Genomic DNA, 19,763 nt, shown 5'->3' on the forward strand with positions numbered 1-19,763 from the left:
TAAACATAATCCGACAGATTTTTTTACGCGGCCCGTTACGGCTTGCGCGCTGTCACGACTGAAGTGACGAAGGCGCGCGCCGGGCGCGGGGTCTGGATGCCGGTGAATCCCGCGCGGGTCAGGCGCTGGGCAATTTCTGCCTGCGACCGCGCGCGCCCGGTACGCATCGCCATGGTGTAGAAGGCGAAATAGGCATCGCCCGACCGGTTGGGGTGCGCCCCGCCTGCCATGGGTTCAGAGATGATGAGCCGTCCGCCCGCAGGCAGCGCCGCAAAGACCTGGGCCAGCAACGTGTCGACGGTGGCGTCGTCGTGGTCATAGAGTACCCGGATCAGCGACATGGCATCGGCCCCGCCGGGGATCGCGTCGTCGCGGAAGCTGCCGGGGTGCAGGGCGACGCGTGCGCCAAGACCGTGCTGGGCCAGCCGCGCCCGGGCTGCGTCCATCACCTGTGGCAAGTCCATGAGTTCAAGGGATAATTCTGGATATTGTTGCGCTACATGCTGCAGGAAAACCCCACTCCCGCCGCCGATATCCATCAATTTTGCAGCGCCGCGCAGGTCTGTCTGCGTTAAGGTTTCCATCGCCACCAGCGCCTGGCTGTCGGCCATAAGTTGCGAGTACCGGCCTGCATCGGCGGGGGCGATGCCGCTGTCCGCGCCGAAGACATAGGGCCAGAAATGCGCGAGCTCGGTATCCTTCTCGCCCCTCAGGACCGCCAGTGGGTCGGCCATATCCCGGTAGAATATTGCGTGGTGCCGAATCATATCGGTCAGTCCGGGCACACCTGGAATTGCCGCGCCACGCAGGCTGGTCTGGAATTTTTCGCCGCTTGTACGGCGCATCAGACCCAGCGCTGTGGCGGCCAGCAGCAGTGCCTCCATCCGTTGCGCGGGCAGGTCTGGCAGGTCGCCAGAGGCAAGGGGGGTGTCGCGCAAACGGATCAGAAGATCTAGTTCGACCAAGGCGAACAGCACCTGACTGTAAACAAACCCTGACATCAGGTCAAAAATCGCCGACCCCTCGGCCCGCGTGCGTCGCCGGGTCAGGGGAAAGCGCGCCGCCCATGCCTGAAAAGCGGGTCTGCCCACCAGCCGGTTCAACCGCCCGCGCCAGCCCTGCGGCGTGGGCGCGTGCACTGGCGTCGGCTGGTCAAAGGCCACGGATCAGGCCTTCATGCTGCGCGCCGGGGCGACCGGGGTCAGGCGTTCGGCATAGGCGTTGACCATCTTGGCCAACTGCGCCTCGCCGGGGCAGGACGGGATGGATGAAATCGCGCCGCCCAAAATGTCCTTCAGCCGCCGGATCGCCCCTTGCACCCCCAATTCGGACACCGCGTTGGGGCGGTTGTGCATCTGGTCTTGCCCGGCGGGTTTGCCCAGGGCGTCAGCATCGTAAAGCACATCGCGCAGGTCATCAGCGACCTGAAAAGCCTCGCCGATGCGCGCGCCCAGTTCTTCCCAGGGCTCTGCATCTTGCCCCGCTGCAACGGCGCCCATCTGGGTGGCGGCAACGAACAGCGCGCCGGTCTTGGCGCGGTGATAGGCAGACAGGTCGATCTGATCTTCGCTTTCCCAGCCTTGTCCGGCGCAGATCCCGCCCGGCATGCCAGTGGTGCGCGCGAGGATCAGCGACAATTGTGCTGCGCGCGTGGGGTGGTCGCGCATCGCCAGGGCAAGGGTATGGAAGGCGAGGACGATCAGACTATCGCCGGTCAGGACCGCCAGTGGTTGGTTGTAGGCGCGAAAGACCGTCGGCTTGCCGCGCCGCTGGTCGGCATTGTCGAAACACGGCAGATCGTCGTGCACCAGGGATCCGCAATGGATCAGCTCCAGCGCCGCCGCCGCGTCATCTGCCAGACCGGGCGCATCATCGCCGCATGCGCTGGCCACCGCCATGAGAATCGTCGGCCGGATGCGGGCCCCCCCGGGAAACACCGCATATTCCAACGCGCTGGCAAGCCGTGGTGGCGTCTTATATACTGCACCTGCGCCCTGCCCATGGTTGATGGCGCGGGTGATGGCGGCTTCGATCCGGTGGGACAAGGGCATGGTGTAACTCCAATCTGACACTTGTAAGATAGACGATACATTTAAGTTGTAAATACAAATTGACACTTTATGGTCCGAACAATGAATGAAACGCCTCATATTGCCATCATTGGCGCAGGTCTCGGCGGCCTCTCGGCGGCCTTGCGTCTGGCGCATGCAGGCGCGCGCGTCACTGTGCTGGAGGCACAGCCGGGCCCGGGCGGCAAGATGCGCACGCTGCCCAGTGCGCTTGGCCCGGTGGATGCCGGGCCAACGGTCCTGACGCTGCGCGGCGTGTTCGACCAATTGTTTGCCGATGTCGGTTTGCTGCTGGAGGATCATGTAACCCTGACGCGTGAGCCGCTGCTGGCGCGGCATTTCTGGCGCGATTGCAGCATGCTGGACCTGACCGGCGCGATGCAGGCCGATGCTGATGCGATCGGCGCCTTCGCGGGTGCGCAGGCAGCGCGGGAATTCCGGGCGTTTCACGCCGAGACCCGCGCGCTTTTTGCTGCATTCGACGCGCCGATGATGCAGGCGGCAAAGCCCCGGTTGGGCCGCATCGCGCTGAATGCCCTCACAACGCCAGCCATATGGCGGGCGCTGGGGCCGCGCACCACGCTGGCGCGCCGACTGGCGGCGCAATTTGCCGACCCGCGCCTGCGGCAGTTGTTCGGGCGATATGCCACCTATGTGGGTGGCGTGCCTGGGGCCGCACCTGCCGTGCTGTCGCTGATCTGGCAGGCAGAGGCGGCGGGCGTCTGGCGCGTGCAGGGCGGCATGCACCGGCTGGCGCAGGCGATGGCGCGGCTGGCGGGCGACCGGGGTGCGCAATTGTCCTACAATTCGCGTGTGACCGAGATTGCCGACAATGGCCGCCGCATCACGCTGGAGAGTGGCGCCCAGATGGATGTCGATGCCACGCTGTTCAACGGTGATCCGCAGGCGCTGGCGCGGGGGCTGCTGGGCTGGACCCCGCGGCATGCGCTGCCACGGTCTGCCACCCGGCGGCGCAGTCTGTCGGCCCATGTCTGGGCGTTCGCCGCCACGGCGAACCGCAACGATCTGGTGCATCACAACGTGTTTTTCGGCGATGACCCGGCGGCAGAGTTCGGTCCGATCCTGCGCAACCGGATGCCGGACGATCCGACGCTTTATGTCTGCAAGCAAGATGACGGGGAACACGCGCGGTTTGAGATCGTGATGAATGCCGCCCCCACCACCCGCCATCCCCCTGAACCGACCGAGGCCGCATTATGCCAGACCCTGATCTTCGACAATCTGGCCCGGCACGGCCTGACCTTCACGCCGATGCCCGAGGTGACTGCACTGACCACGCCGAGCGCGTTCGCAGCGCTGCACCCGGGGTCGGACGGATCCCTTTACGGGCGCAGCCCACACGGGCTTCTGGCGGCGTTTCAGCGCCCCACGGCGCGGACGCGGATGAAGCGTCTCTATCTGGCGGGGGGCGGGGCGCATCCGGGGGCGGGGGTGCCCATGGCGACCTTATCCGGGCAGCACGCGGCCGCGGCGATCATGCGCGACCTTGGTTTGACCTAGAGGTTCCGCCAAACGGCTATGCCTGGTGGTATGTCGATGGCGTGTCGGATTGCGGAACGCGGGCGGTTTCGGTGATCGGGTTCATCGGCTCGGTCTTCTCGCCGTGGTATCGCTGGTCGGGGCGGCGCAATCCGGCGGATCATTGCTGCATGAATGTTGTGACCTATGGCCCCGGTGGGCGCTGGACCATGACCGACCGGGGGGCGGCTGCGCTGCACACAACGGGCGACACGCTGCGGATCGGCCCCAGCCAGATGCACTGGAACGGCGATGCGCTGTTGATTGATTTCGATGAGGCGACGCTGCCGCATCCCGGGCGCCTGCAGGGCCGTATTACCCTGACACCCGCCGCGCTGACAGGGGTAGAGGCCGCGCTGACACCTCAGGGAACCCATATCTGGCGGCCCTTTGCCCCAGTGTCGCGCATCCGGGTCGAGATTGATCGCAAGGGTTGGTCGTGGGAAGGCCACGGCTATTTCGACGCGAATTTTGGCACGGCGGCACTGGAAGATGATTTCAGCTACTGGACATGGGGGCGGTTCGCGGCGCGCGACGGGGCGCATCTGTTCTATGATGCGACGCGGCGCGATGGGTCCGATCTTGGCCTTGCGCTGCATGTAGACCGCGACGGGACGGTGACGCAACGCACAGCGCCACCAAAGGCACCCTTGCGGCGATCTGGCTGGCTGGTGCGGCGCGAAACCCGTGCCGACCCGGGCCATCCGGCGCGGCAGGTGAAACCCATGCTGGACGCACCGTTCTACACCCGGTCCGTGGTAGAGACCCGTCTGCATGGCGAGGTCTGCACCGGCGTGCATGAGGCGCTGGATCTGGACCGCTTCCGCTCGCCCTTGCTGAAGCCGATGCTGGCGGTGAAAGTGCCGCGCCGCCGGGGCTGGCCCGCGGGGAGGTGACGCCATTTTACGACGTTGAGGCAGCGCGCTGTTCTACCGGCGGCGCAGTCTCTCCAGCACCTCTGGGGTGACATAGCCGTCGGGCAACAGGCCGGCGGATTGCTGGAAAGCCTGCACCGCAGCCATTGTCGCAGGGCCGATGCGCCCGTCGATTCCCGCCGTGTCATATCCCAGCGCATTCAGGCGGCGCTGCACTTCGGTCCGTTCTGACAGTGACAGGGGCCGGTCGTCGCGTGGCCAGCCCGCGCGGAACGCCCCCGCGCCCGCCAGCCGGTCGGCCAGATGCCCCACGGCGATCACATAGGCGTCTGATATGTTGTATTCCTTCAGCGCGGCAAAATTGTCATAGGCCAGCAGCGCCGGACCGCGCGCGCCTGCGGGGAACATCAGCCGGGCACGGGCGGCGTCGGGCAAAGTGCCGCCCGCCGCGCGGGTCAGCCCCAGCCGCCGCCATTCGGACACCGGCCGGGGCGCGGCCGACAGCATCTTGTCGAAACCTGCGGGCAGCAAGACTTCAACCCCCCAGGGCTGGCCCCGCGTCCAGCCCGATTCTGCGATATAGGCAGCAGCGGAAGCCAGCGCGTCTGCAGGCGCGTCCGACCAGACATTGCGCCGCCCGTCGCCCGTGAAATCCACCGCATGGGCCATATAGCTTTCGGGCATGAACTGCGTATGCCCCATCGCGCCTGCCCAGGATCCGATCATTCGGTCAGGCGTGACCTCGCCGCCCTCGATGATCCGCAGGGCGGCGATCAGCTGTGCCTCGAAGAACGCTGCGCGCCGCCCCTCATAAGCCAGGGTCGCTAGCGCGCTGAGGGTATGGGTGCTGCCCCGGTTCGCGCCATAGCCGCTTTCCAGCCCCCAGATTGCGACGATGATTTCGGGCGCGACGCCGTAGCGCGCCTCGATCCGCGACAAGAGGTCGGCGTGGCGCTGCAGTGCTGCGCGGCCGTCACGGATGCGCGCGTTTGATACCGCGCCGTCCAGATAATCCCAGATCGGGCGGGCGAATTCCGATTGGGCGCGGTCCAGCTGGATGATCTGCGGCAGGTAGGCGGTGGTGCGCAGGCTGCGATCCAACACGTCCGCGCTGATCCCGGCCGCGCGGGCCCGGGGGCGGAAGGCGCTTTGCCACGCGCCAAAGCTGGTGGCTTGCGGCGCGGTGCTGACGCGTGTTTCGGGGCGCGTGTCTGGCCGGGCGTCGGGCCGGGCGTCGGGCCGCGGAGACCGTTCGACATTGGCCCCCACGCATCCGGGGGCAAGCATTGTCGTCATCAGCATGATCTTGCCCCAGCCGCGCATGAAGTCCCCCAGGATTGCCGTTTTGCGCCCGACCCCGCGAAGCGGGCTGACGCCCGCCTGCCCGCACGGATTTCCGCGCGCCCCGTCGCCCGCTGCGAAGTCAGTCGGGTGCCAGACAGGTCATGTGCCGCAACCCTAACGCGATGACGGCATGCCGCAAAGCGGTGATGTCACGCCTCGGCGCTTTTCGCCGGTTGTAGCAAGGAAAGCGGGGTGCAAGCGGCCCCCTCCCGTACATCCCAGTCAGCTGAGCGGCACCACGCAGTCGCAGATCCGCATGCGCACACGCTCTCCAATCGCCAGTGTTGCGCCGGGGCCAGAGATGACCAGCATGCACCGCTCTCCCTCCTGCACCCAATACAGTTGATCGTGGCCCCGGAACTCTCGCCCCACGACCGAAGCGGCGCCGTCGGGGTCGGCGTCCAGCATGATCTGTTCGGGGCGCACCGCCAGTTGCACGGCCCCGTTTGCAGCGCGCGATAGCGGCAGATTGCCGAAGGCAGTGGTGACATTCATGCCATTCGCGGTACCCTGCAAGATGTTCGAACGGCCCAGGAAGCTGGCCACGAAGGCGCTGACCGGGTTGCGGTAGATCTCATCGGGGGTGCCGATCTGCACGACGCGCCCGGCCTCGATCACCGCGATGCGGTCGGCCATGGCCATCGCTTCTTCCTGATCGTGGGTTACCAAAATCCCGGCAGAGCCCGCGTTGTTCAGCAGTTTGCGCACCTCTTGCCGGGTTTCCACCCGCATGGCTGCATCGAGGTTCGAAAACGGTTCATCCATCAAGATCAAGGGCGGCGCCACCGCGAGCGTGCGCGCCAGCGCCACGCGCTGTTGCTGTCCGCCCGACAGCTCATGCGGGCGGCGGCGGCCCAGCCCCGTCAGCCCGACCAGCGCCAGCATTTCCTCGGCCCGCGCGATGGCGTCAGGTCTGGTCATCTGCCGCAGGCCGAATTTTACGTTGTCCAGCACGTTGAGATGTGGAAACAGCGCGTAGTCCTGAAACACGAAGCCGATGCCGCGCTGTTCGGGGGGCAGGCGGGTGATGTCGCGGCCGCGCAGGGTGATTGTGCCGGCATCGGGCGCCTCGAACCCGCCGATCATCCGCAGCGTGGTGGTCTTGCCGCAGCCCGAGGGGCCCAGCAACGCCAGCAATTCCCCCTCACCCAAGGTGAAACTGACGCGTTCCACGGCGGGCGCGGCCTCGGGCGTGAAGCGGCGATGCAGCTGCGATACCTCCAACAGCACCTTGAAGGGCTTGGGGCGATAGCCCAGCGGGCTTGCCTCGGCGGGCATCTTGAAGGTCAGGGTCTTGTGCAGTTGGTTCATGGCTAACTCCCGGCCTTACGGTCATGCCGCAAAACGAAGCCGACGAAAACCGCAGAAAACGCGATGATGGCTGCGGCATAGGGCGCGGCATCGACCAGCATGCCTTCGGATGTGCGCGAGAACATGGTGATCGCCAGCGGCCGGAACCCGGTGGGTGACAGAAGGAAGGCGATCGGCAGTTCCTTCATGGCGATGACAAAGACCAGCACCATGCCCGCGATCACGCCGGGGCGGATGGTGGGCAGCGTCACATGCCAGAACGTGGCCGGGCCGCTGTAGCCCAGGGCGCGCGCAGCCTCTTCGACCGACGGCCGGGACTGATAAAGCGCCGAGCGGATCGGCCCCAGCGCCAACGCCAGGAAGTTCAGGGCGTAGACCATGATCAGCAGCGCGTAGGTCTGGTACAGGAACTGCGCGCCCTGAAGCGAGAAAAAGACGAAGGCCAGCGCGAAGGCCAGCGGTGGCACGGCATAGCCGACAAAGCCGATGCGATTGATGAAGGTCGACAGCCGCGAGGGATAGCGCACTGCCAGCACCGCCATGGGCAGCGCCAGCGCCGCCGCCAGCGCTGCCGAAGGCACTGCGACCGACAGCGATTGCCCGAAGGCCTGCAACAGGTCCGGCAGCACCGGGCCAACCGGCGAGCGCGTCATCCAAAAGGTCAGCACCGCCACCGGCAATCCGATGGAGGCGGTGACAACCAAGGCAACAAAGCCCCAGCCTGCGATCTGCCCGCCACGGGACAGCCGCACGCGGCGCGGTCCCGACCCGCTGCCCGATCCGGTGCGGGCATAATGCGCGCCCTCGCGCAGGCGGCTTTCCCACCAAACAACGCTCAGCGCGATGGCGATCAGCATCAGCGCCAGCCAACTGGCATACAGCCGGTCAAACGCCACCGAATATTGGGTGTAGATGACAGATGAGAAGACATCATATCGCATCAACGCCACTGCGCCGAAATCGCCCAGCACATAGAGGCCCACCACCAGCCATCCGGCACCCAGCGCGGGCAGCAGGTGGGGCAGGGTGACGCGCAGGAACACTTCGCGCGGGGTAGCACCCAGCGCGCGGGCCGATTCCTCAAGGCTGGCATCCAGCCCGCTGAAGGCGGCGCGCAGGTTGAGGTACAGGTAGGGGAATGTATAAAGCGACAGTGCCAGGGTGGCGCCCCACCAGCCCTGCGGGCGCGGCAGGGTGACGCCGAAAATCTGGTTGAGAAAACCGTAGTTTCCCGCCAACCCGATCAGCGCATAGGCCATCACATAGCCCGGCACCGCTAGCGGCAGCACCACCAGCACATTGACGACGCGGCGTGCCTTGAGGTTGGTGCGGCTGACCAGCCATGCCAGCGGCAGCGCCATGAAGGTGCTGAGCACCAGCACCCCTGCCACCAGCGCTGCGGTATTGACGATCAGTTGCCCGGTGCGCGGGCGCATGATCAGCGCCCAGATGGTGGCGAAATCTGCCTCGGACGCGCGCAGGACCAGATAGCTGAGGGGCAAAAGCATCAAAACCCCGGTCAGAAGACCGAGGCTTGAAAAAATCACGCGGGCCGCCGGAAGTCGGCGGCCCGGGAAAGTGGTGGTGCTGGCGCTCAAAGCAAGCCGGCCTCCCGGATCAGGGCGATGGTGCCTTCCAGATCGGTAAGGGAGTTAACGTCGAATTCCGGCGCGGCGGCAACGGCGTCGCTGAAGCTCTGCCCCATGCCTGCTACGGGCACGATTCCCACACCCGTCACTGGGTATTCATACACATTGCCGGTGAAGTATTGCTGCGCGCCGTCGCTCAGCAGGTAGTTGATGAAGGCGATCGACTCTTCCTTGTTGTCGCTGCTTTCCAACACGCCGACGCCTGCGGGCATCATCAGGTTGCCGATGTCGCCTGCTTCGCTGAACGAGGTCTGGGCGACCGGGAATTCCGCATCGGCGGCCAGGAAACGGCCGAGGTAGTAGTTGTTGGTCATGGCGATATCGGCTTCGCCATCCGCGATTGCCTGATAGGCGGCGGTGTTGTTGCGCACGATGATCGGTTCATTCGCGGCGATGCCTTGCAGCCATTCCAGCGCAGCTTCGTCGCTGGTAGCCACGCGCAGGGCGGCGACATGGGCGACGAATGACCCGTTCGTGGGCGGCAGCGCGATCCGGCCCTTGTACATCGGATCGGTCATGTCGGTCATGGTGGCGGGCAGCTCTTCCGCGCTCAGACGTTCGGGGGAATAGGCGACCACGCGGGCACGGCCCGAGGTGCCGATCCATTTGCCATCAGCGTCGCGGTAAACGGCATCGACCTTTTCCAGCGTCTCGGCGGGCAGATCGGCAAACTGGCCCTTCACGGCGCCCAGTGCGGCCACGTCTTGCGCCCAGTACACGTCGGCGGGCGAGGCATCGCCCTCTTCTTGCAACAGGATCGCCAATTCGGCGGTGCCGGCATAGCGCACGTTTACCTCGATCCCGGTATCGGCGGTGAAGGCCGCGATGATCGGAGCTACCAGCGTTTCGCCCCGCCCGGAATACAGTGTGACATCGGCAGCCAGCGGCGTGGCGGCCAGCGTTGAGAGAGCGAGAACAGAGGTGCGAAGAACGGTCATGTTGATCCTTTCAATATGCGTCGAGCAGACGTTATTCAATGCAGGAAGCGTGTTGCGATACCGAGCGACGGGCGCGACTGCCGGTGCCGGAAAGGCGTAATCCCTACTAAGTTCGTCGGATATTATACCCTACATCTTTAGTCAAGATATTTTGGCCCCGCTGTCTGACGGCTCAGCGCCGCATCTGCATCGCCCGATTGCCTTCCGGTGATCTGCACCCTGCCAGAGCATTTTTTGGGTCTTGGCGCGCCCTTGCACCCGAAGCGGAGCTGTGCGATATATGTGTTATAGTATCACATAACAGGTCGAACCCATGCCCCCTATGCACCCACGTCTTCCGGTCACAGTTTTGTCGGGCTTTCTTGGCGCAGGCAAAACTACCCTTCTGAATCATGTCCTGAACAACCGTGAGGGCCGCCGCGTCGCGGTGATCGTCAATGACATGTCCGAAGTGAATATCGACGCCGATCTGGTCAACGCGGGTGTCGACCTCAAGCGTTCTGAGGAAACGCTGGTCGAAATGTCGAACGGCTGTATCTGCTGCACTCTGCGCGACGACCTGCTGCAAGAGGTCCGTAAACTGGCGACTGAAGGACGGTTTGATTATCTGCTGATCGAATCCACCGGGGTATCCGAACCGCTGCCCGTCGCCGCAACCTTCGATTTCCGTGATGAGGCGGGCGATAGCCTGTCCGACGTGTCGCGGCTGGATACCATGGTCACGGTGGTGGATGCGTTCAACCTGCTCAAGGATTTCTCCAGCCATGATTTCCTGTCCGACCGGGGCGAGGTGATGGGCGAGGGGGATGAACGCACGCTGGTGCATCTGTTGACTGATCAGATCGAATTCGCCGATGTCATCATCCTCAACAAGGTCAGCGACGCGGGCCCCGAACGGGTGGACGCCGCGCGCAAGATCATCAAATCGCTTAACCCGGGCGCAAAGTTGATCGAGACAGACAACAGCCGCGTCGATGGCGCTGCGATTTTTGATACCGGGCTCTTCGATTTTGACCGCGCGCATGAACATCCGCTGTGGGCGCAAGAGCTTTACGGCTTTGCCGATCATGTACCGGAAACCGAGGAATACGGCGTGTCCTCTTTCGTTTACCGGGCACGCGCGCCGTTTGATCCGGTGAAAATCCACGCGGTTCTGAACGGCGACCTGCCGGGGGTCATCCGGTCCAAGGGGCATTTCTGGCTGGCCACGCGGCCCAATTGGGTTGCCGAATTCTCGCTGGCGGGTGCGTTGTCATCGGTGACGCCCCTGGGCGGCTGGTGGGCAGCCGTCCCGCGCGACCGCTGGCCCGACCATCCCGACATGCTGGCGCAGATGCGCGAACACTGGGTGGAGCCCTGGGGCGATCGGCGCCAGGAACTGGTGTTCATCGGCGCGGGCATGGACCGCGCGACCCTGACCGCCGCGCTGGATGCCTGCCTGGTCGATGCCGCCGATTTCACGCCCGATGCCTGGCGGGCGCTGCCCGATCCGTTCCCGCAATGGGGCGGGCGCAAGGCTGCGTGACATGCGGGGCAATACGGTTTCCACGCTGCGCCGCCGTGCCAGCCCGATGGCAGCCTTCGACCGGCTGCCGCCCGACCTGCGCCGCTGGTTGCACGATGCGGCGCTGCCGTGGTCCCCGGCTTCGGCGCTGAAATTGTGGCACAAGGCGTTGCGGCAGGCCGGGGGTGACCCGGCCCGCGCCCGCGCTGCGCTGGACGCCGCGCAGGCGCGCGCGATCGCTCGGGACGCCCGCCGTATCTGGGGCGCGCGCCATCCGCAGGCGGCGGTTGCGTGCCGCGCGGGCTGACGGTGGACAATCGGCGCAGTGCAGCGCCCGGCCAAGGGCGTGCCGCCCGCTATCGGGTACCGTCGGCACTGCCCCTTGCACCTGCCGCGCTTGGGTGCCACAAATCCTCAACCCTGTTGAGGAGCAAAACCATGCAGACAGATAAATTCTACATCAACGGCGCGTGGACCGCCCCTGCGGCGCAGAACCCGCTTGATGTCATCAATCCGTCGACCGAAGAGGTCTGTGCGACCATCATGTTGGGCGGTCAGGCCGATACCGATGCAGCGGTCGCGGCGGCGCGTGCAGCGCTGCCGGGCTGGATGCACAGCGACCCTGCCGACCGCCTCGCCCTCGTCCGCCGTGTGCTGGAGGTCTACAAGGCACGCGCCGAGGATATGGCGCAGGCGATCAGCCTGGAAATGGGCGCGCCCATCGACTTTGCCCGCAGCTCGCAGGTGGGGGCGGGTACTTCGCATATCACCAATTTCATCGCCGCTTTTGATCAGGTGGAATTCGACGCGCCCTTAGGCGACCACGCACCCAACGATCGGATCATCAAGGAGGCTGTCGGGGTCTGCGGGCTGATCACGCCGTGGAACTGGCCGATGAATCAGGTGACGCTGAAGGTCATTCCGGCGCTGCTGGCCGGCTGCACCATGGTGCTGAAACCCTCGGAGGTGGCGCCGCTGTCGTCGATCATCTGGGCTGAGATCCTGCATGACGCGGGTACGCCTGCGGGTGTGTTCAACATGGTGCATGGCGACGGGCCGGGGGTGGGCACGCAGCTTTCCTCGCATACTGATATCGACATGATTTCGTTCACCGGGTCGACCCGCGCGGGCATTGCGATTTCCAAGGCTGCCGCCGAAACGCTGAAGCGTGTGCATCTGGAACTGGGCGGCAAGGGCGCGAATATCGTCTTTGCCGATGCCGATGAGGCCGCAGTCAGCAGGGGCGTGGCGCATTGCTTCAACAACGTGGGGCAGTCCTGCAACGCTCCCACCCGGATGCTGGTGCAGCGCGACATCTATGACGCCGCGGTGGAAACCGCCCGCAAAACCGCCGAGTCGATCCGCGTGGGGTCCAGCGTCGAGGCTGGCAAACATATCGGCCCCGTGGTCAGCGCGGCGCAGTTCGACAAGATCCAGGGACTGATTCAGAAGGGTATCGATGAGGGCGCGCGGCTCGTCACCGGCGGTGTCGGGCGGCCTGACGGGCTGAACCGGGGCTATTTCGTCCGCCCCACAGTCTTTGCCGATGTCTCCAACGACATGACCATCGCGCGCGAAGAGATCTTTGGTCCCGTGTTGTCGATGATCCCCTTCGGCACCGAGGATGAGGCGATCCGCATCGCCAATGACACCCCTTACGGCCTGACCAACTATGTCCAGTCGCAAGATGGCGCGCGCCGCAACCGCGTTGCGCGGCAACTGCGGTCCGGCATGGTCGAGATGAACGGCAAAAGCCGGGGCGCGGGCTCGCCCTTTGGCGGGATGAAACAATCCGGCAATGGGCGCGAAGGCGGCATCTGGGGGATCGAGGATTTCCTGGAGGTCAAGTCGATTTCCGCCTGGGACACCGGCGCCTGACACCTTAGGGGCCGACCGGTCCCAGGGCACAACCGATGCGCGGGCAAGATCCTGCCCGCGCTTACCCCGCCACAATTGCCTCCGAAAACAGCGCCCGCAACTGTGCGGCGTTTTGCGTGACGTCATGCAGGTCACTGACCCGCCGACGCCCTTCGCGCCCCATCGCCTCCAGCTCGCCCTCGGGCGCGTGCAACGCGGCTTCCATCGCGCCCGCAATCGCATCGACCGACCCCGCCGGGATGATCCAGCCGCAATCGGCATTCAGCAGTTCGGGGATACCCGCGATATAGGTGGAAATCACCGGCCGCCCCATCGCCATCGCTTCCATGATGACAATCGGCAGCCCTTCGGCGAAACTGGGCAGCAGCAGCGCCCGTGCGCCTGCCAGATGCGCGCGCACCTGCGCATTGCTTTGCCATCCCAGCAACTGCACATGCCCCGACAGCCCGGCGCGGGTGACCTCGGCCTCGACCTCTGCCCGCGTTTCACCGTCGCCGATCAGGATCAGCTGTGCCTTCGGGTGGTTCTGCACCACCTGCGCCAGCGCGCGGACAACCAACACTTGCGCCTTTTGCGGGCACAGCCGCCCGACGCAGACGAAGGGCGCGCCGTTGAACCCGGCCCCTTCGGGCGTAAATTCTGCCGGATCGACACCGCAGCGCACCACATGCAGCTTTTCCCAATGCGCCATGCCACCCGCCAGCGCCAGCTGGACCCGCGCGAATTCGGTGATCGCCACGCCAAACCGCGCCCGCGCGATCTTCATCGCCAGCGAGGATTGCGCCGGGTTCACGAATTCATCTGGCCCATGCGCGGTAAAGCTGTAGCCCGGCCCGCCCATAGAATGGCACAGCATCGCCACGCCTGCCGAATTGGTGGAGAAATGCGTGTGAATGTGGTGGATGCCGTCGCGCCTCGTGCGTTGCAGCAGCGACACGGCTTCCAGCAGATAGGCGCAATGCGCCACAACTTGCCCGCCCGCTGCCGCCATCATGCGCAGCATCATCCACAGGCCTGGCAGCACGCGCAGTGGGTTGCGGAGCAGTTCCGCCAGAAAGCGCCGGATCAGCCCGGTATCCTGGCCGATCAAAAGATATTGTGTGCGCGCGATCTCCGCCTGATCGGCGGGATCGACGAGCGGTTCTGCCCAGGGGCGGATCGCATAGCGCATTACCTCGGTGCCCATCGCTTCATGCGCCGCCATCTCTCGCCGGATGAAGGTGGTCGAGGTGATCGGATAGGTGTTCATCAGATAACCGATGCGCATGGGGTCGCTCCGTATTGCGTGGCCCGTACCGGGAAGGGCCCGGGTTCTGAGGGGGCATTCCACAGCCTTATGGCAATTTTCGGGCCATTGGACAGGACTTTTGAACATTGGCTGGGGTAAGGTATTGCGAAGGCCGCCCAATTCGGCGCTGAGAATGTGCTCTGCATCGTGTCTGGGCGGATCTTGCAACGCGGCGCTTTTTCTTGCTTGTTGCCCCCCCGGCGTGCCAGCCCGCCTGCTTCACCCGGCACGACCAAGTTCAGCGCCCCTGCCGCAAACGCCCATTGACCAAACCCGGCGCATTTGGCATCAGCATCGCCATGGTTATTTACAAGATCTTTCGCCGCCCCGAATGGGACAGCCTGCGCCAGTCAGGGCAGACGCTGGGCGCGCCCATTGACCTGAGCGACGGGTATATCCATTTCTCCACCACCGAACAGGTGGTGGCCACGGCGGCAAAGCACTTCGCAGATGAATCAGACTTGGTGCTGGTGGCGGTCGATCCCGATAAGCTGGGCGCCGCACTGGTCTGGGAGCCTGCGCGCGATGGTGCGCTTTTCCCGCATCTTTATGCGGCGCTGCCGATATCGGCGGTGGTCTGGGATACCTCGCTGCCGCTGGGTGCAGCGGGCCATATTTTCCCACGGGACATGATTTGAGCGGGGGGCTTGAGGCGCTGGGAATGAAGGCGCTGCGCCTGCTGGACCCGGAACGCGCCCATGGCGCGGCGCTGTTGGCGCTGCGTGGCGGCCTGGCCCCGCGCGTGCCCTTGGTGACGAATGCGCGGCTGCGCGTGCAACTGGCCGGGCTGGACCTGCCCAACCCGGTCGGGCTGGCGGCGGGGTTCGACAAGAACGCCACCGCGCTGCATGGCCTGTCGCGCGCGGGCTTCGGCTTTGTCGAAGTGGGTGCTGCCACCCCGCGCCCGCAAGGCGGTAATGCCCACCCCCGGCTGTACCGGCTGACGGAAGACCGCGCTGTCATCAACCGTTTCGGTTTCAACAACGACGGGGCCGAGGCCATTGCCCCCCGGCTGGCACGCCGCCCGAAGGGGCTGGTTGTCGGGCTGAACCTGGGTGCGAACAAGGACAGCGACGACCGCGCGGGTGATTTTGCCACCGTTCTGCACCGCTGCGGCGCGTTGGTGGATTTCGCCACGGTCAATGTCTCTTCCCCCAATACCGAGAAACTGCGGGAATTGCAGGGCCCTGCGGCGCTGGCCGCTCTGCTGGCCCGGGTGCTGGAGGCGCGGGCGGGCCTGCCCCGCCCCATCCCGCTGTTCCTGAAGATTTCACCTGATCTGACACCGGCAGAACTGGACGATCTGGCCCGCGTAGCGGTTGATGCGGGGATCGACGGGATCATCGCCACCAACACGACGCTGGACCGCGACGGCCTGACATCTACGCATCGTGCGCAGGCTGGCGGGCTTTCGGGCGCGCCGCTGTTTGCGCGGTCGACCCGCCTTCTGGCGCAACTGTCGCTGCGGCTGGACGGCGCGATGCCGGTGATCGGTGTCGGTGGTGTAGGGTCCGGCGCGCAGGCCTATGCGAAGATCCGGGCGGGCGCGTCCGCGGTGCAGCTTTATTCAGCGCTGGTCTATGATGGTCTGTCGCTAACAGCGCGGATTGTCCGCGAACTGGACGCGTTGCTGCAGGCTGACGGTTATGCCTCGGTCACGGATGCCGTGGGGACAGGGCGGCAGGACTGGCTATGACCCGCCGCTCCAACCCCGGATAGGCCAGTCCCAGCAAGACCGCCCGCGCGATGGAGAGCACCAGAAAACCAAGCCACAACCCGTGGTTTTCCCAGACGGGCACCATCAGCCAGACCGCTGCGGCATAGATCGCCACCGACAGCGCCATCGCATTGCGCATCACCCGCGTTTCTGTCGCGCCGATGAAGATGCCGTCCAGCATATAGGCAGCGACGCTCAGCAAGGTTGCCGCCACCACATAGGGCAGGAAGATCCGCGCCGCCGCCTGCACCTCGGCGTCGCGCGCCATGGCGTCGATCATCAGCGGGCCGAACAGCCAGAACCCCGCCGCCATCACCACTGCCACGCCAATGCCCCAGATGCTGGTCAGTACCCCGGCGCGGCGCAGGGCGTTGTAGGATCGCGCCCCCACCGCCTGCCCGATCAGGGTTTCAGCGGCAAAGGCGAAACCGTCCAGCGCATGGGCCGCGAGGGCCAGAAATTGCATCAGCACCTGATTGGCGGCCAGTGTCACATCGCCAAATCCCGCCCCGGTGAACAGGAACGAGGTCATGGCCCCTTGCAGCGCCACGGTGCGCAGCATGATGTCGCTGTTGACTGACAGCATGCGCTTTAGCCGCGCGCGGTCAAAGACCCGCGCCCAGTCACGCCATTGATCGCCCGCAAAAGCCGCGCGGCAGAGGTAGAGGCCGAAGGCGACCCCCGTCCATTCGGCGCACAGCGTGGCCACCGCGACGCCCTCGACGCCCCAGCCAAGGCCAAGCACGAACCACAGGTCCAGCACGATGTTGAGCCCGTTGATCCACAACTGTAGCAGGAGCACAGCGCTGGTGCGCTCTGTCGCGATCAGCCAGCCGGTGACGGCATAAAGTGCAATGGTGGCAGGCGCCCCCCAGATGCGGATGGTCAGGTAGTCGCGGGCCAGCGACTCTACCTCGGCACTGGCAGGGGCAAGGCGAAACGCCAGTGCCACCAGCAGGCCCTGCCCGACGATCATGACCACGCCCGCCGCCACGCCGATCATCAGAGCACGCATCAAGATCGCACCGCTTTCGGCCGTGTCGCCCGCGCCCACAGCCTGCGCCACAAGGCCCGACGTGCCCATGCGCAGGAACCCGAAGATCCAGTAGACTGACGCAAGGATGATCGCGCCCAGCCCCACCGCGCCGATGGGGGCGGCGGCACCCATCTGCCCCACCACACCGGTATCGACGATGCCCAGGATCGGCACGCTGATATTGGCCAGCACGATCGGCACTGCGATTTTCAGGACGCGGCGGTGGGCCAGCGGTCCGACCACGCTGTCAGCCATCACGACCGCCCCGCTGCGGCATCAGGAAATGCCCCACTGCCTGCCCGAAGGGGCGGTCGCGGTTGTCCTGCCACGCCTCTACCTGCACGCTGGCATAGCGGCGGCCCGCGCGGTTGACCCTTGCGCGGGCATAGGCGTCGCGCGGCAGGCCGGAACGCAGGTAATCCACCGTGAAATCAATCGTCTTGGGCATTCGTGGCAGGTGCGTGGGGTCCAGCGATGCCGGGTCGATCCGCCCGGCCTCCATATCGTCCCACAGATGCACCCATGACAGTTGGATGATCGCCGTGACCTCCAGAAATGCCGCCGTCACGCCGCCATGGATCGCGGGCAAATGGGGGTTGCCGATTAGCATGTCGGCATAGGGCAGGATCGCTGTCAGCTCATCGCCCAGACGCTCAAACCGGATACCCAGAAACCGGATATAAGGCACGCCATCGACCAGCGCGCTCAACGCGCCATCTCGGCGCTGCTTGACGACCTGCACTGGATCGGGGCGCGCAGGGCTGCTCATGCCTCATCTCCATCCGATGTCTGGCGCGCGAAAGTGAAGGCGCCCGTTGCGGTGGCGACCGGGCGCGTCTGGTCCTCATCCGAGGCCGTCACGCGCACGAAGGCAACCGACCGGGTGACATGGTAGCACTCCGCCCGCGCGGTGATGCGCTGGCCCGGGGTGGCGCCGCGCATGTAGTCGATGCGCAGGTCGATCGTGGCGGTGGTGGCTGCGCCAGGATAGCTCATCACTGCGGCGCCGCAACAGGTGTCCATCAGCGCCGAAACCGCGCCGCCGTGGATGACGCGTGTGACCGGATCGCCGATCAGACGTGGGTCATACGCCATGCTGATCGTGGCAAATCCGTCGCCGATCTGGTCCAGTCGCAGCCCCAGGGCCTGCGCATGCGGCAGCGCTGCGATGAAATCCTCGGGCCGGGTTTGCGGCGGATGGGGTGACAGGTCTGGCATGGGACAACCTTTGGCTCGGCTATGCCTTTTGTGGACAATCGGTTGCGAAAGGGCAAGCGCCGGTTTGCCGGGGACGGGCACAGATTGCACAGCGCCGCACAACCCTTTAGGGTCTGCCGCATTGATCAGGAGTGTGCGCCGTGTCCGATCTGCCGATCAGCTTCAAGGAGATGTGTGCAAGGTTCGATGTCACCCCCCGGACCCTGCGCTATTATGAATACATCGAGCTGTTGCAGCCCCGCAAAGACGGGCGCAACCGGCTTTATGGCGCGCGCGAACTGGCGCGGATGAAGTTGATCCTGCGGGGCAAGCAGTTTGGCTTCAGCCTGGAGGAAATCCGCCAATGGCTGGAATTGTATCAATCCGAAGGCTCAGAGGCGCAGTTGCGTGAATTCGTTGCCATGGCGGACCGGCAGATCGCGGTGTTGGAGCAGCAGCGCGCGGCGGTGGCCGCAGCCTTGCAGGACCTGCACAAGGTAAGGCGAGAGGCCTTGGGCCAAATCACCGGCTGAGCGTTGCGCGGAATGCTGCGCCCGAACGTCGCGCGGTGCGTGCGGCCCTTGCCTTGGGTTCGCGTCAACTTTAAAGGGGCCGCCGACAACATTCCTGAACCACCGAGGCAGTGATGCAGCCAACCAAATCCGACACCGACATGGGTACGGGCGCCGGCACGGGCACCCGAACCATCCGCGACATGTGTGAAGCCTTTGGCGTCACCCCGCGCACCTTGCGTTTCTATGAAGCGCGCGAATTGCTGTCGCCCATTCGCCAGGGGCAAAAGCGGCTTTACACGCGGCGCGAATCTGCCCGGCTGAAGCTGATCTTGCGCGGTAAACGCTTCGGTTTCGCGCTGGAGGACATTCGCCAGTTGCTCAACATGTATGACCGTGACGACCGTGAAATGAAGCAGTTGCGCCGCACCCGTGCGCTGGCCGAGGCGCGGCTGGCCGATATGCAGCGTCAGCGCGCCGCGCTGGACGGCGCGATTGCCGAGTTGCAGCGCGAACTGGCATGGGCGGCGGATGTCCTGCACCGGGCCCACACCGCCGGTCCGGTCGCAGCGCGATAGGGCCTCTGTGCCGCAAGAAGGCGATGGACTTTGCCGCGCCGGGTTTGCGACAATGCCGGGGATCGTTGCCGCCACGACCGCAAAGGAAGCCCCATGCCCAAACGACTGCGCCTGACCCGCCGCTTTCCGGTCGCGATGTCAGAAGACGGTTATCGCCGCCTGAAACGCTTTGCCACCGAGGCCGGGCTGGATGAGGGCGAGGCGCTGTCGTTCCTGTTTGAACATTTCGACAGCATCATGCACCACGACAATCTGGGCCACCGGCTGCGGCTGTTCAACTCGGAACTGGAGGCGCGCAAGAGGTAGCGCGCCCCCGCCGAAGGTTCTG

At 65.3% G+C, this 19,763-nt stretch carries 20 protein-coding genes; 10 read left to right on the forward strand and 10 right to left on the reverse strand.

All coding sequences use genetic code 11. From position 1 onward, the window contains the following. Nucleotides 1-35: 35 nt before the first annotated feature. Nucleotides 36-1,163 (reverse strand): methyltransferase, encoded by a 1,128-nt coding sequence (locus tag H9529_RS12225; RefSeq protein WP_223814158.1) that lies wholly within the window; start codon nt 1,161-1,163, stop codon nt 36-38. 3 nt (nt 1,164-1,166) lie between these two features. Beyond that, the gene (locus H9529_RS12230) at nt 1,167-2,051 is read right to left on the reverse strand and encodes a polyprenyl synthetase family protein (RefSeq protein ID WP_092884654.1); all 885 of its coding nucleotides are present in this window, start codon (nt 2,049-2,051) and stop codon (nt 1,167-1,169) included. An 81-nt stretch (nt 2,052-2,132) separates the two neighbouring features. Here H9529_RS12230 and crtD point away from each other — a divergent pair, with 81 nt between their 5' ends. Both crtD and crtC read left to right on the forward strand, forming a co-directional pair. Continuing rightward, nucleotides 2,133-3,590, forward strand: a complete 1,458-nt coding sequence (gene crtD / locus H9529_RS12235; protein ID WP_092884656.1) for a 1-hydroxycarotenoid 3,4-desaturase CrtD — start codon at nt 2,133-2,135, stop codon at nt 3,588-3,590. Between the two features lie 41 nt (nt 3,591-3,631). Further along, nucleotides 3,632-4,504, forward strand: a complete 873-nt coding sequence (gene crtC / locus H9529_RS12240) for a carotenoid 1,2-hydratase (protein WP_092884658.1) — start codon at nt 3,632-3,634, stop codon at nt 4,502-4,504. 33 nt (nt 4,505-4,537) lie between these two features. Here crtC and H9529_RS12245 read toward each other — a convergent pair whose 3' ends face one another. The 4 genes from H9529_RS12245 to H9529_RS12260 form a co-directional block, all read right to left on the reverse strand. After that, complete coding sequence (locus H9529_RS12245; protein ID WP_176846791.1) at nt 4,538-5,779, reverse strand: lytic murein transglycosylase; 1,242 nt, start codon at nt 5,777-5,779, stop codon at nt 4,538-4,540. 270 nt (nt 5,780-6,049) lie between these two features. After that, nucleotides 6,050-7,138 carry an ABC transporter ATP-binding protein gene (locus H9529_RS12250; protein ID WP_218132081.1) on the reverse strand — a complete coding sequence of 363 codons (1,089 nt, stop codon included), beginning with the start codon at nt 7,136-7,138 and terminating at the stop codon, nt 6,050-6,052. A 2-nt stretch (nt 7,139-7,140) separates the two neighbouring features. After that, complete coding sequence (locus H9529_RS12255; RefSeq protein ID WP_092885339.1) at nt 7,141-8,646, reverse strand: ABC transporter permease; 1,506 nt, start codon at nt 8,644-8,646, stop codon at nt 7,141-7,143. Between the two features lie 86 nt (nt 8,647-8,732). Then, entirely contained in the window at nt 8,733-9,725 is a 993-nt protein-coding gene (locus H9529_RS12260) for an extracellular solute-binding protein (RefSeq protein ID WP_092884660.1), read from the reverse strand. Nucleotides 9,726-10,038: 313 nt separating this feature from the next. On the opposite strand from H9529_RS12260, the gene H9529_RS12265 reads away from it, so the two are divergent. From H9529_RS12265 to H9529_RS12275, 3 genes are all read left to right on the forward strand, one after another. Beyond that, nucleotides 10,039-11,250 carry a GTP-binding protein gene (locus H9529_RS12265; RefSeq protein WP_092884662.1) on the forward strand — a complete coding sequence of 404 codons (1,212 nt, stop codon included), beginning with the start codon at nt 10,039-10,041 and terminating at the stop codon, nt 11,248-11,250. 1 nt (nt 11,251) lies between these two features. Next, nucleotides 11,252-11,536 (forward strand): DUF6525 family protein, encoded by a 285-nt coding sequence (locus H9529_RS12270; RefSeq protein WP_223814159.1) that lies wholly within the window; start codon nt 11,252-11,254, stop codon nt 11,534-11,536. Nucleotides 11,537-11,667: 131 nt separating this feature from the next. Then, nucleotides 11,668-13,107, forward strand: a complete 1,440-nt coding sequence (locus H9529_RS12275; RefSeq protein ID WP_092884664.1) for an aldehyde dehydrogenase family protein — start codon at nt 11,668-11,670, stop codon at nt 13,105-13,107. Between the two features lie 61 nt (nt 13,108-13,168). Here H9529_RS12275 and H9529_RS12280 read toward each other — a convergent pair whose 3' ends face one another. After that, complete coding sequence (locus tag H9529_RS12280) at nt 13,169-14,374, reverse strand: glycosyltransferase family 4 protein (RefSeq protein WP_092884666.1); 1,206 nt, start codon at nt 14,372-14,374, stop codon at nt 13,169-13,171. Between the two features lie 320 nt (nt 14,375-14,694). On the opposite strand from H9529_RS12280, the gene H9529_RS12285 reads away from it, so the two are divergent. Both H9529_RS12285 and H9529_RS12290 read left to right on the forward strand, forming a co-directional pair. Then, nucleotides 14,695-15,033: a DUF952 domain-containing protein gene (locus tag H9529_RS12285; protein ID WP_092885343.1), complete on the forward strand. Its 339-nt coding sequence runs from the start codon at nt 14,695-14,697 to the stop codon at nt 15,031-15,033. A 23-nt stretch (nt 15,034-15,056) separates the two neighbouring features. Beyond that, the gene (locus H9529_RS12290; RefSeq protein ID WP_092884668.1) at nt 15,057-16,091 is read left to right on the forward strand and encodes a quinone-dependent dihydroorotate dehydrogenase; all 1,035 of its coding nucleotides are present in this window, start codon (nt 15,057-15,059) and stop codon (nt 16,089-16,091) included. On the opposite strand, the gene H9529_RS12295 is transcribed toward H9529_RS12290, so the two are convergent. Genes H9529_RS12295 through H9529_RS12305 form a run of 3 tightly spaced genes read right to left on the reverse strand, consistent with a single transcriptional unit; the run spans nt 16,051 to nt 18,366 of the window. Further along, on the reverse strand, nt 16,051-17,403 hold the full coding sequence (locus tag H9529_RS12295) for an MATE family efflux transporter (RefSeq protein ID WP_092884670.1): 1,353 nt from the start codon (nt 17,401-17,403) through the stop codon (nt 16,051-16,053). The genes H9529_RS12290 and H9529_RS12295 overlap by 41 nt on opposite strands. Beyond that, a complete protein-coding gene (locus H9529_RS12300) occupies nt 17,396-17,917 on the reverse strand; it encodes a PaaI family thioesterase (RefSeq protein WP_092884672.1) in 522 nt (173 codons plus the stop codon). Before H9529_RS12300 ends, H9529_RS12295 begins: the two co-directional genes overlap by 8 nt. After that, nucleotides 17,914-18,366, reverse strand: coding sequence for a PaaI family thioesterase (locus tag H9529_RS12305; RefSeq protein WP_092884674.1), 453 nt, complete (start codon nt 18,364-18,366; stop codon nt 17,914-17,916). The genes H9529_RS12300 and H9529_RS12305 overlap by 4 nt, the downstream gene beginning before the upstream one ends. 140 nt (nt 18,367-18,506) lie before the next feature. Between H9529_RS12305 and H9529_RS12310 the strand changes: the two genes are divergently transcribed. From H9529_RS12310 to H9529_RS12320, 3 genes are all read left to right on the forward strand, one after another. Next, nucleotides 18,507-18,878 carry a MerR family transcriptional regulator gene (locus tag H9529_RS12310; protein ID WP_092884676.1) on the forward strand — a complete coding sequence of 124 codons (372 nt, stop codon included), beginning with the start codon at nt 18,507-18,509 and terminating at the stop codon, nt 18,876-18,878. A gap of 113 nt (nt 18,879-18,991) precedes the next feature. Beyond that, entirely contained in the window at nt 18,992-19,435 is a 444-nt protein-coding gene (locus H9529_RS12315; protein WP_223814160.1) for a MerR family transcriptional regulator, read from the forward strand. A 93-nt stretch (nt 19,436-19,528) separates the two neighbouring features. Continuing rightward, complete coding sequence (locus H9529_RS12320) at nt 19,529-19,741, forward strand: hypothetical protein (protein WP_092884678.1); 213 nt, start codon at nt 19,529-19,531, stop codon at nt 19,739-19,741. Nucleotides 19,742-19,763 lie beyond the last annotated feature (22 nt).

The organism is Roseicitreum antarcticum (genome assembly GCF_014681765.1).
Classification (GTDB): Bacteria; Pseudomonadota; Alphaproteobacteria; order Rhodobacterales; family Rhodobacteraceae; genus Roseicitreum; species Roseicitreum antarcticum.

Coding starts and splice junctions, on each gene's coding strand:
- H9529_RS12230 (WP_092884654.1), bottom strand. CDS start 2,051: ATGCCCTTGTCCCACCGGATCGAAGCCGCCATCACCCGCGCCATCAAC.
- H9529_RS12275 (WP_092884664.1), top strand. CDS start 11,668: ATGCAGACAGATAAATTCTACATCAACGGCGCGTGGACCGCCCCTGCG.
- H9529_RS12270 (WP_223814159.1), top strand. CDS start 11,252: ATGCGGGGCAATACGGTTTCCACGCTGCGCCGCCGTGCCAGCCCGATG.
- H9529_RS12305 (WP_092884674.1), bottom strand. CDS start 18,366: ATGCCAGACCTGTCACCCCATCCGCCGCAAACCCGGCCCGAGGATTTC.
- H9529_RS12285 (WP_092885343.1), top strand. CDS start 14,695: ATGGTTATTTACAAGATCTTTCGCCGCCCCGAATGGGACAGCCTGCGC.
- H9529_RS12300 (WP_092884672.1), bottom strand. CDS start 17,917: ATGAGCAGCCCTGCGCGCCCCGATCCAGTGCAGGTCGTCAAGCAGCGC.
- H9529_RS12255 (WP_092885339.1), bottom strand. CDS start 8,646: ATGCTTTTGCCCCTCAGCTATCTGGTCCTGCGCGCGTCCGAGGCAGAT.
- H9529_RS12260 (WP_092884660.1), bottom strand. CDS start 9,725: ATGACCGTTCTTCGCACCTCTGTTCTCGCTCTCTCAACGCTGGCCGCC.
- H9529_RS12265 (WP_092884662.1), top strand. CDS start 10,039: ATGCCCCCTATGCACCCACGTCTTCCGGTCACAGTTTTGTCGGGCTTT.
- H9529_RS12290 (WP_092884668.1), top strand. CDS start 15,057: ATGAAGGCGCTGCGCCTGCTGGACCCGGAACGCGCCCATGGCGCGGCG.
- H9529_RS12295 (WP_092884670.1), bottom strand. CDS start 17,403: ATGGCTGACAGCGTGGTCGGACCGCTGGCCCACCGCCGCGTCCTGAAA.
- crtD (WP_092884656.1), top strand. CDS start 2,133: ATGAATGAAACGCCTCATATTGCCATCATTGGCGCAGGTCTCGGCGGC.
- H9529_RS12245 (WP_176846791.1), bottom strand. CDS start 5,779: ATGACGACAATGCTTGCCCCCGGATGCGTGGGGGCCAATGTCGAACGG.
- H9529_RS12250 (WP_218132081.1), bottom strand. CDS start 7,138: ATGAACCAACTGCACAAGACCCTGACCTTCAAGATGCCCGCCGAGGCA.
- H9529_RS12315 (WP_223814160.1), top strand. CDS start 18,992: ATGCAGCCAACCAAATCCGACACCGACATGGGTACGGGCGCCGGCACG.
- H9529_RS12320 (WP_092884678.1), top strand. CDS start 19,529: ATGCCCAAACGACTGCGCCTGACCCGCCGCTTTCCGGTCGCGATGTCA.
- H9529_RS12280 (WP_092884666.1), bottom strand. CDS start 14,374: ATGCGCATCGGTTATCTGATGAACACCTATCCGATCACCTCGACCACC.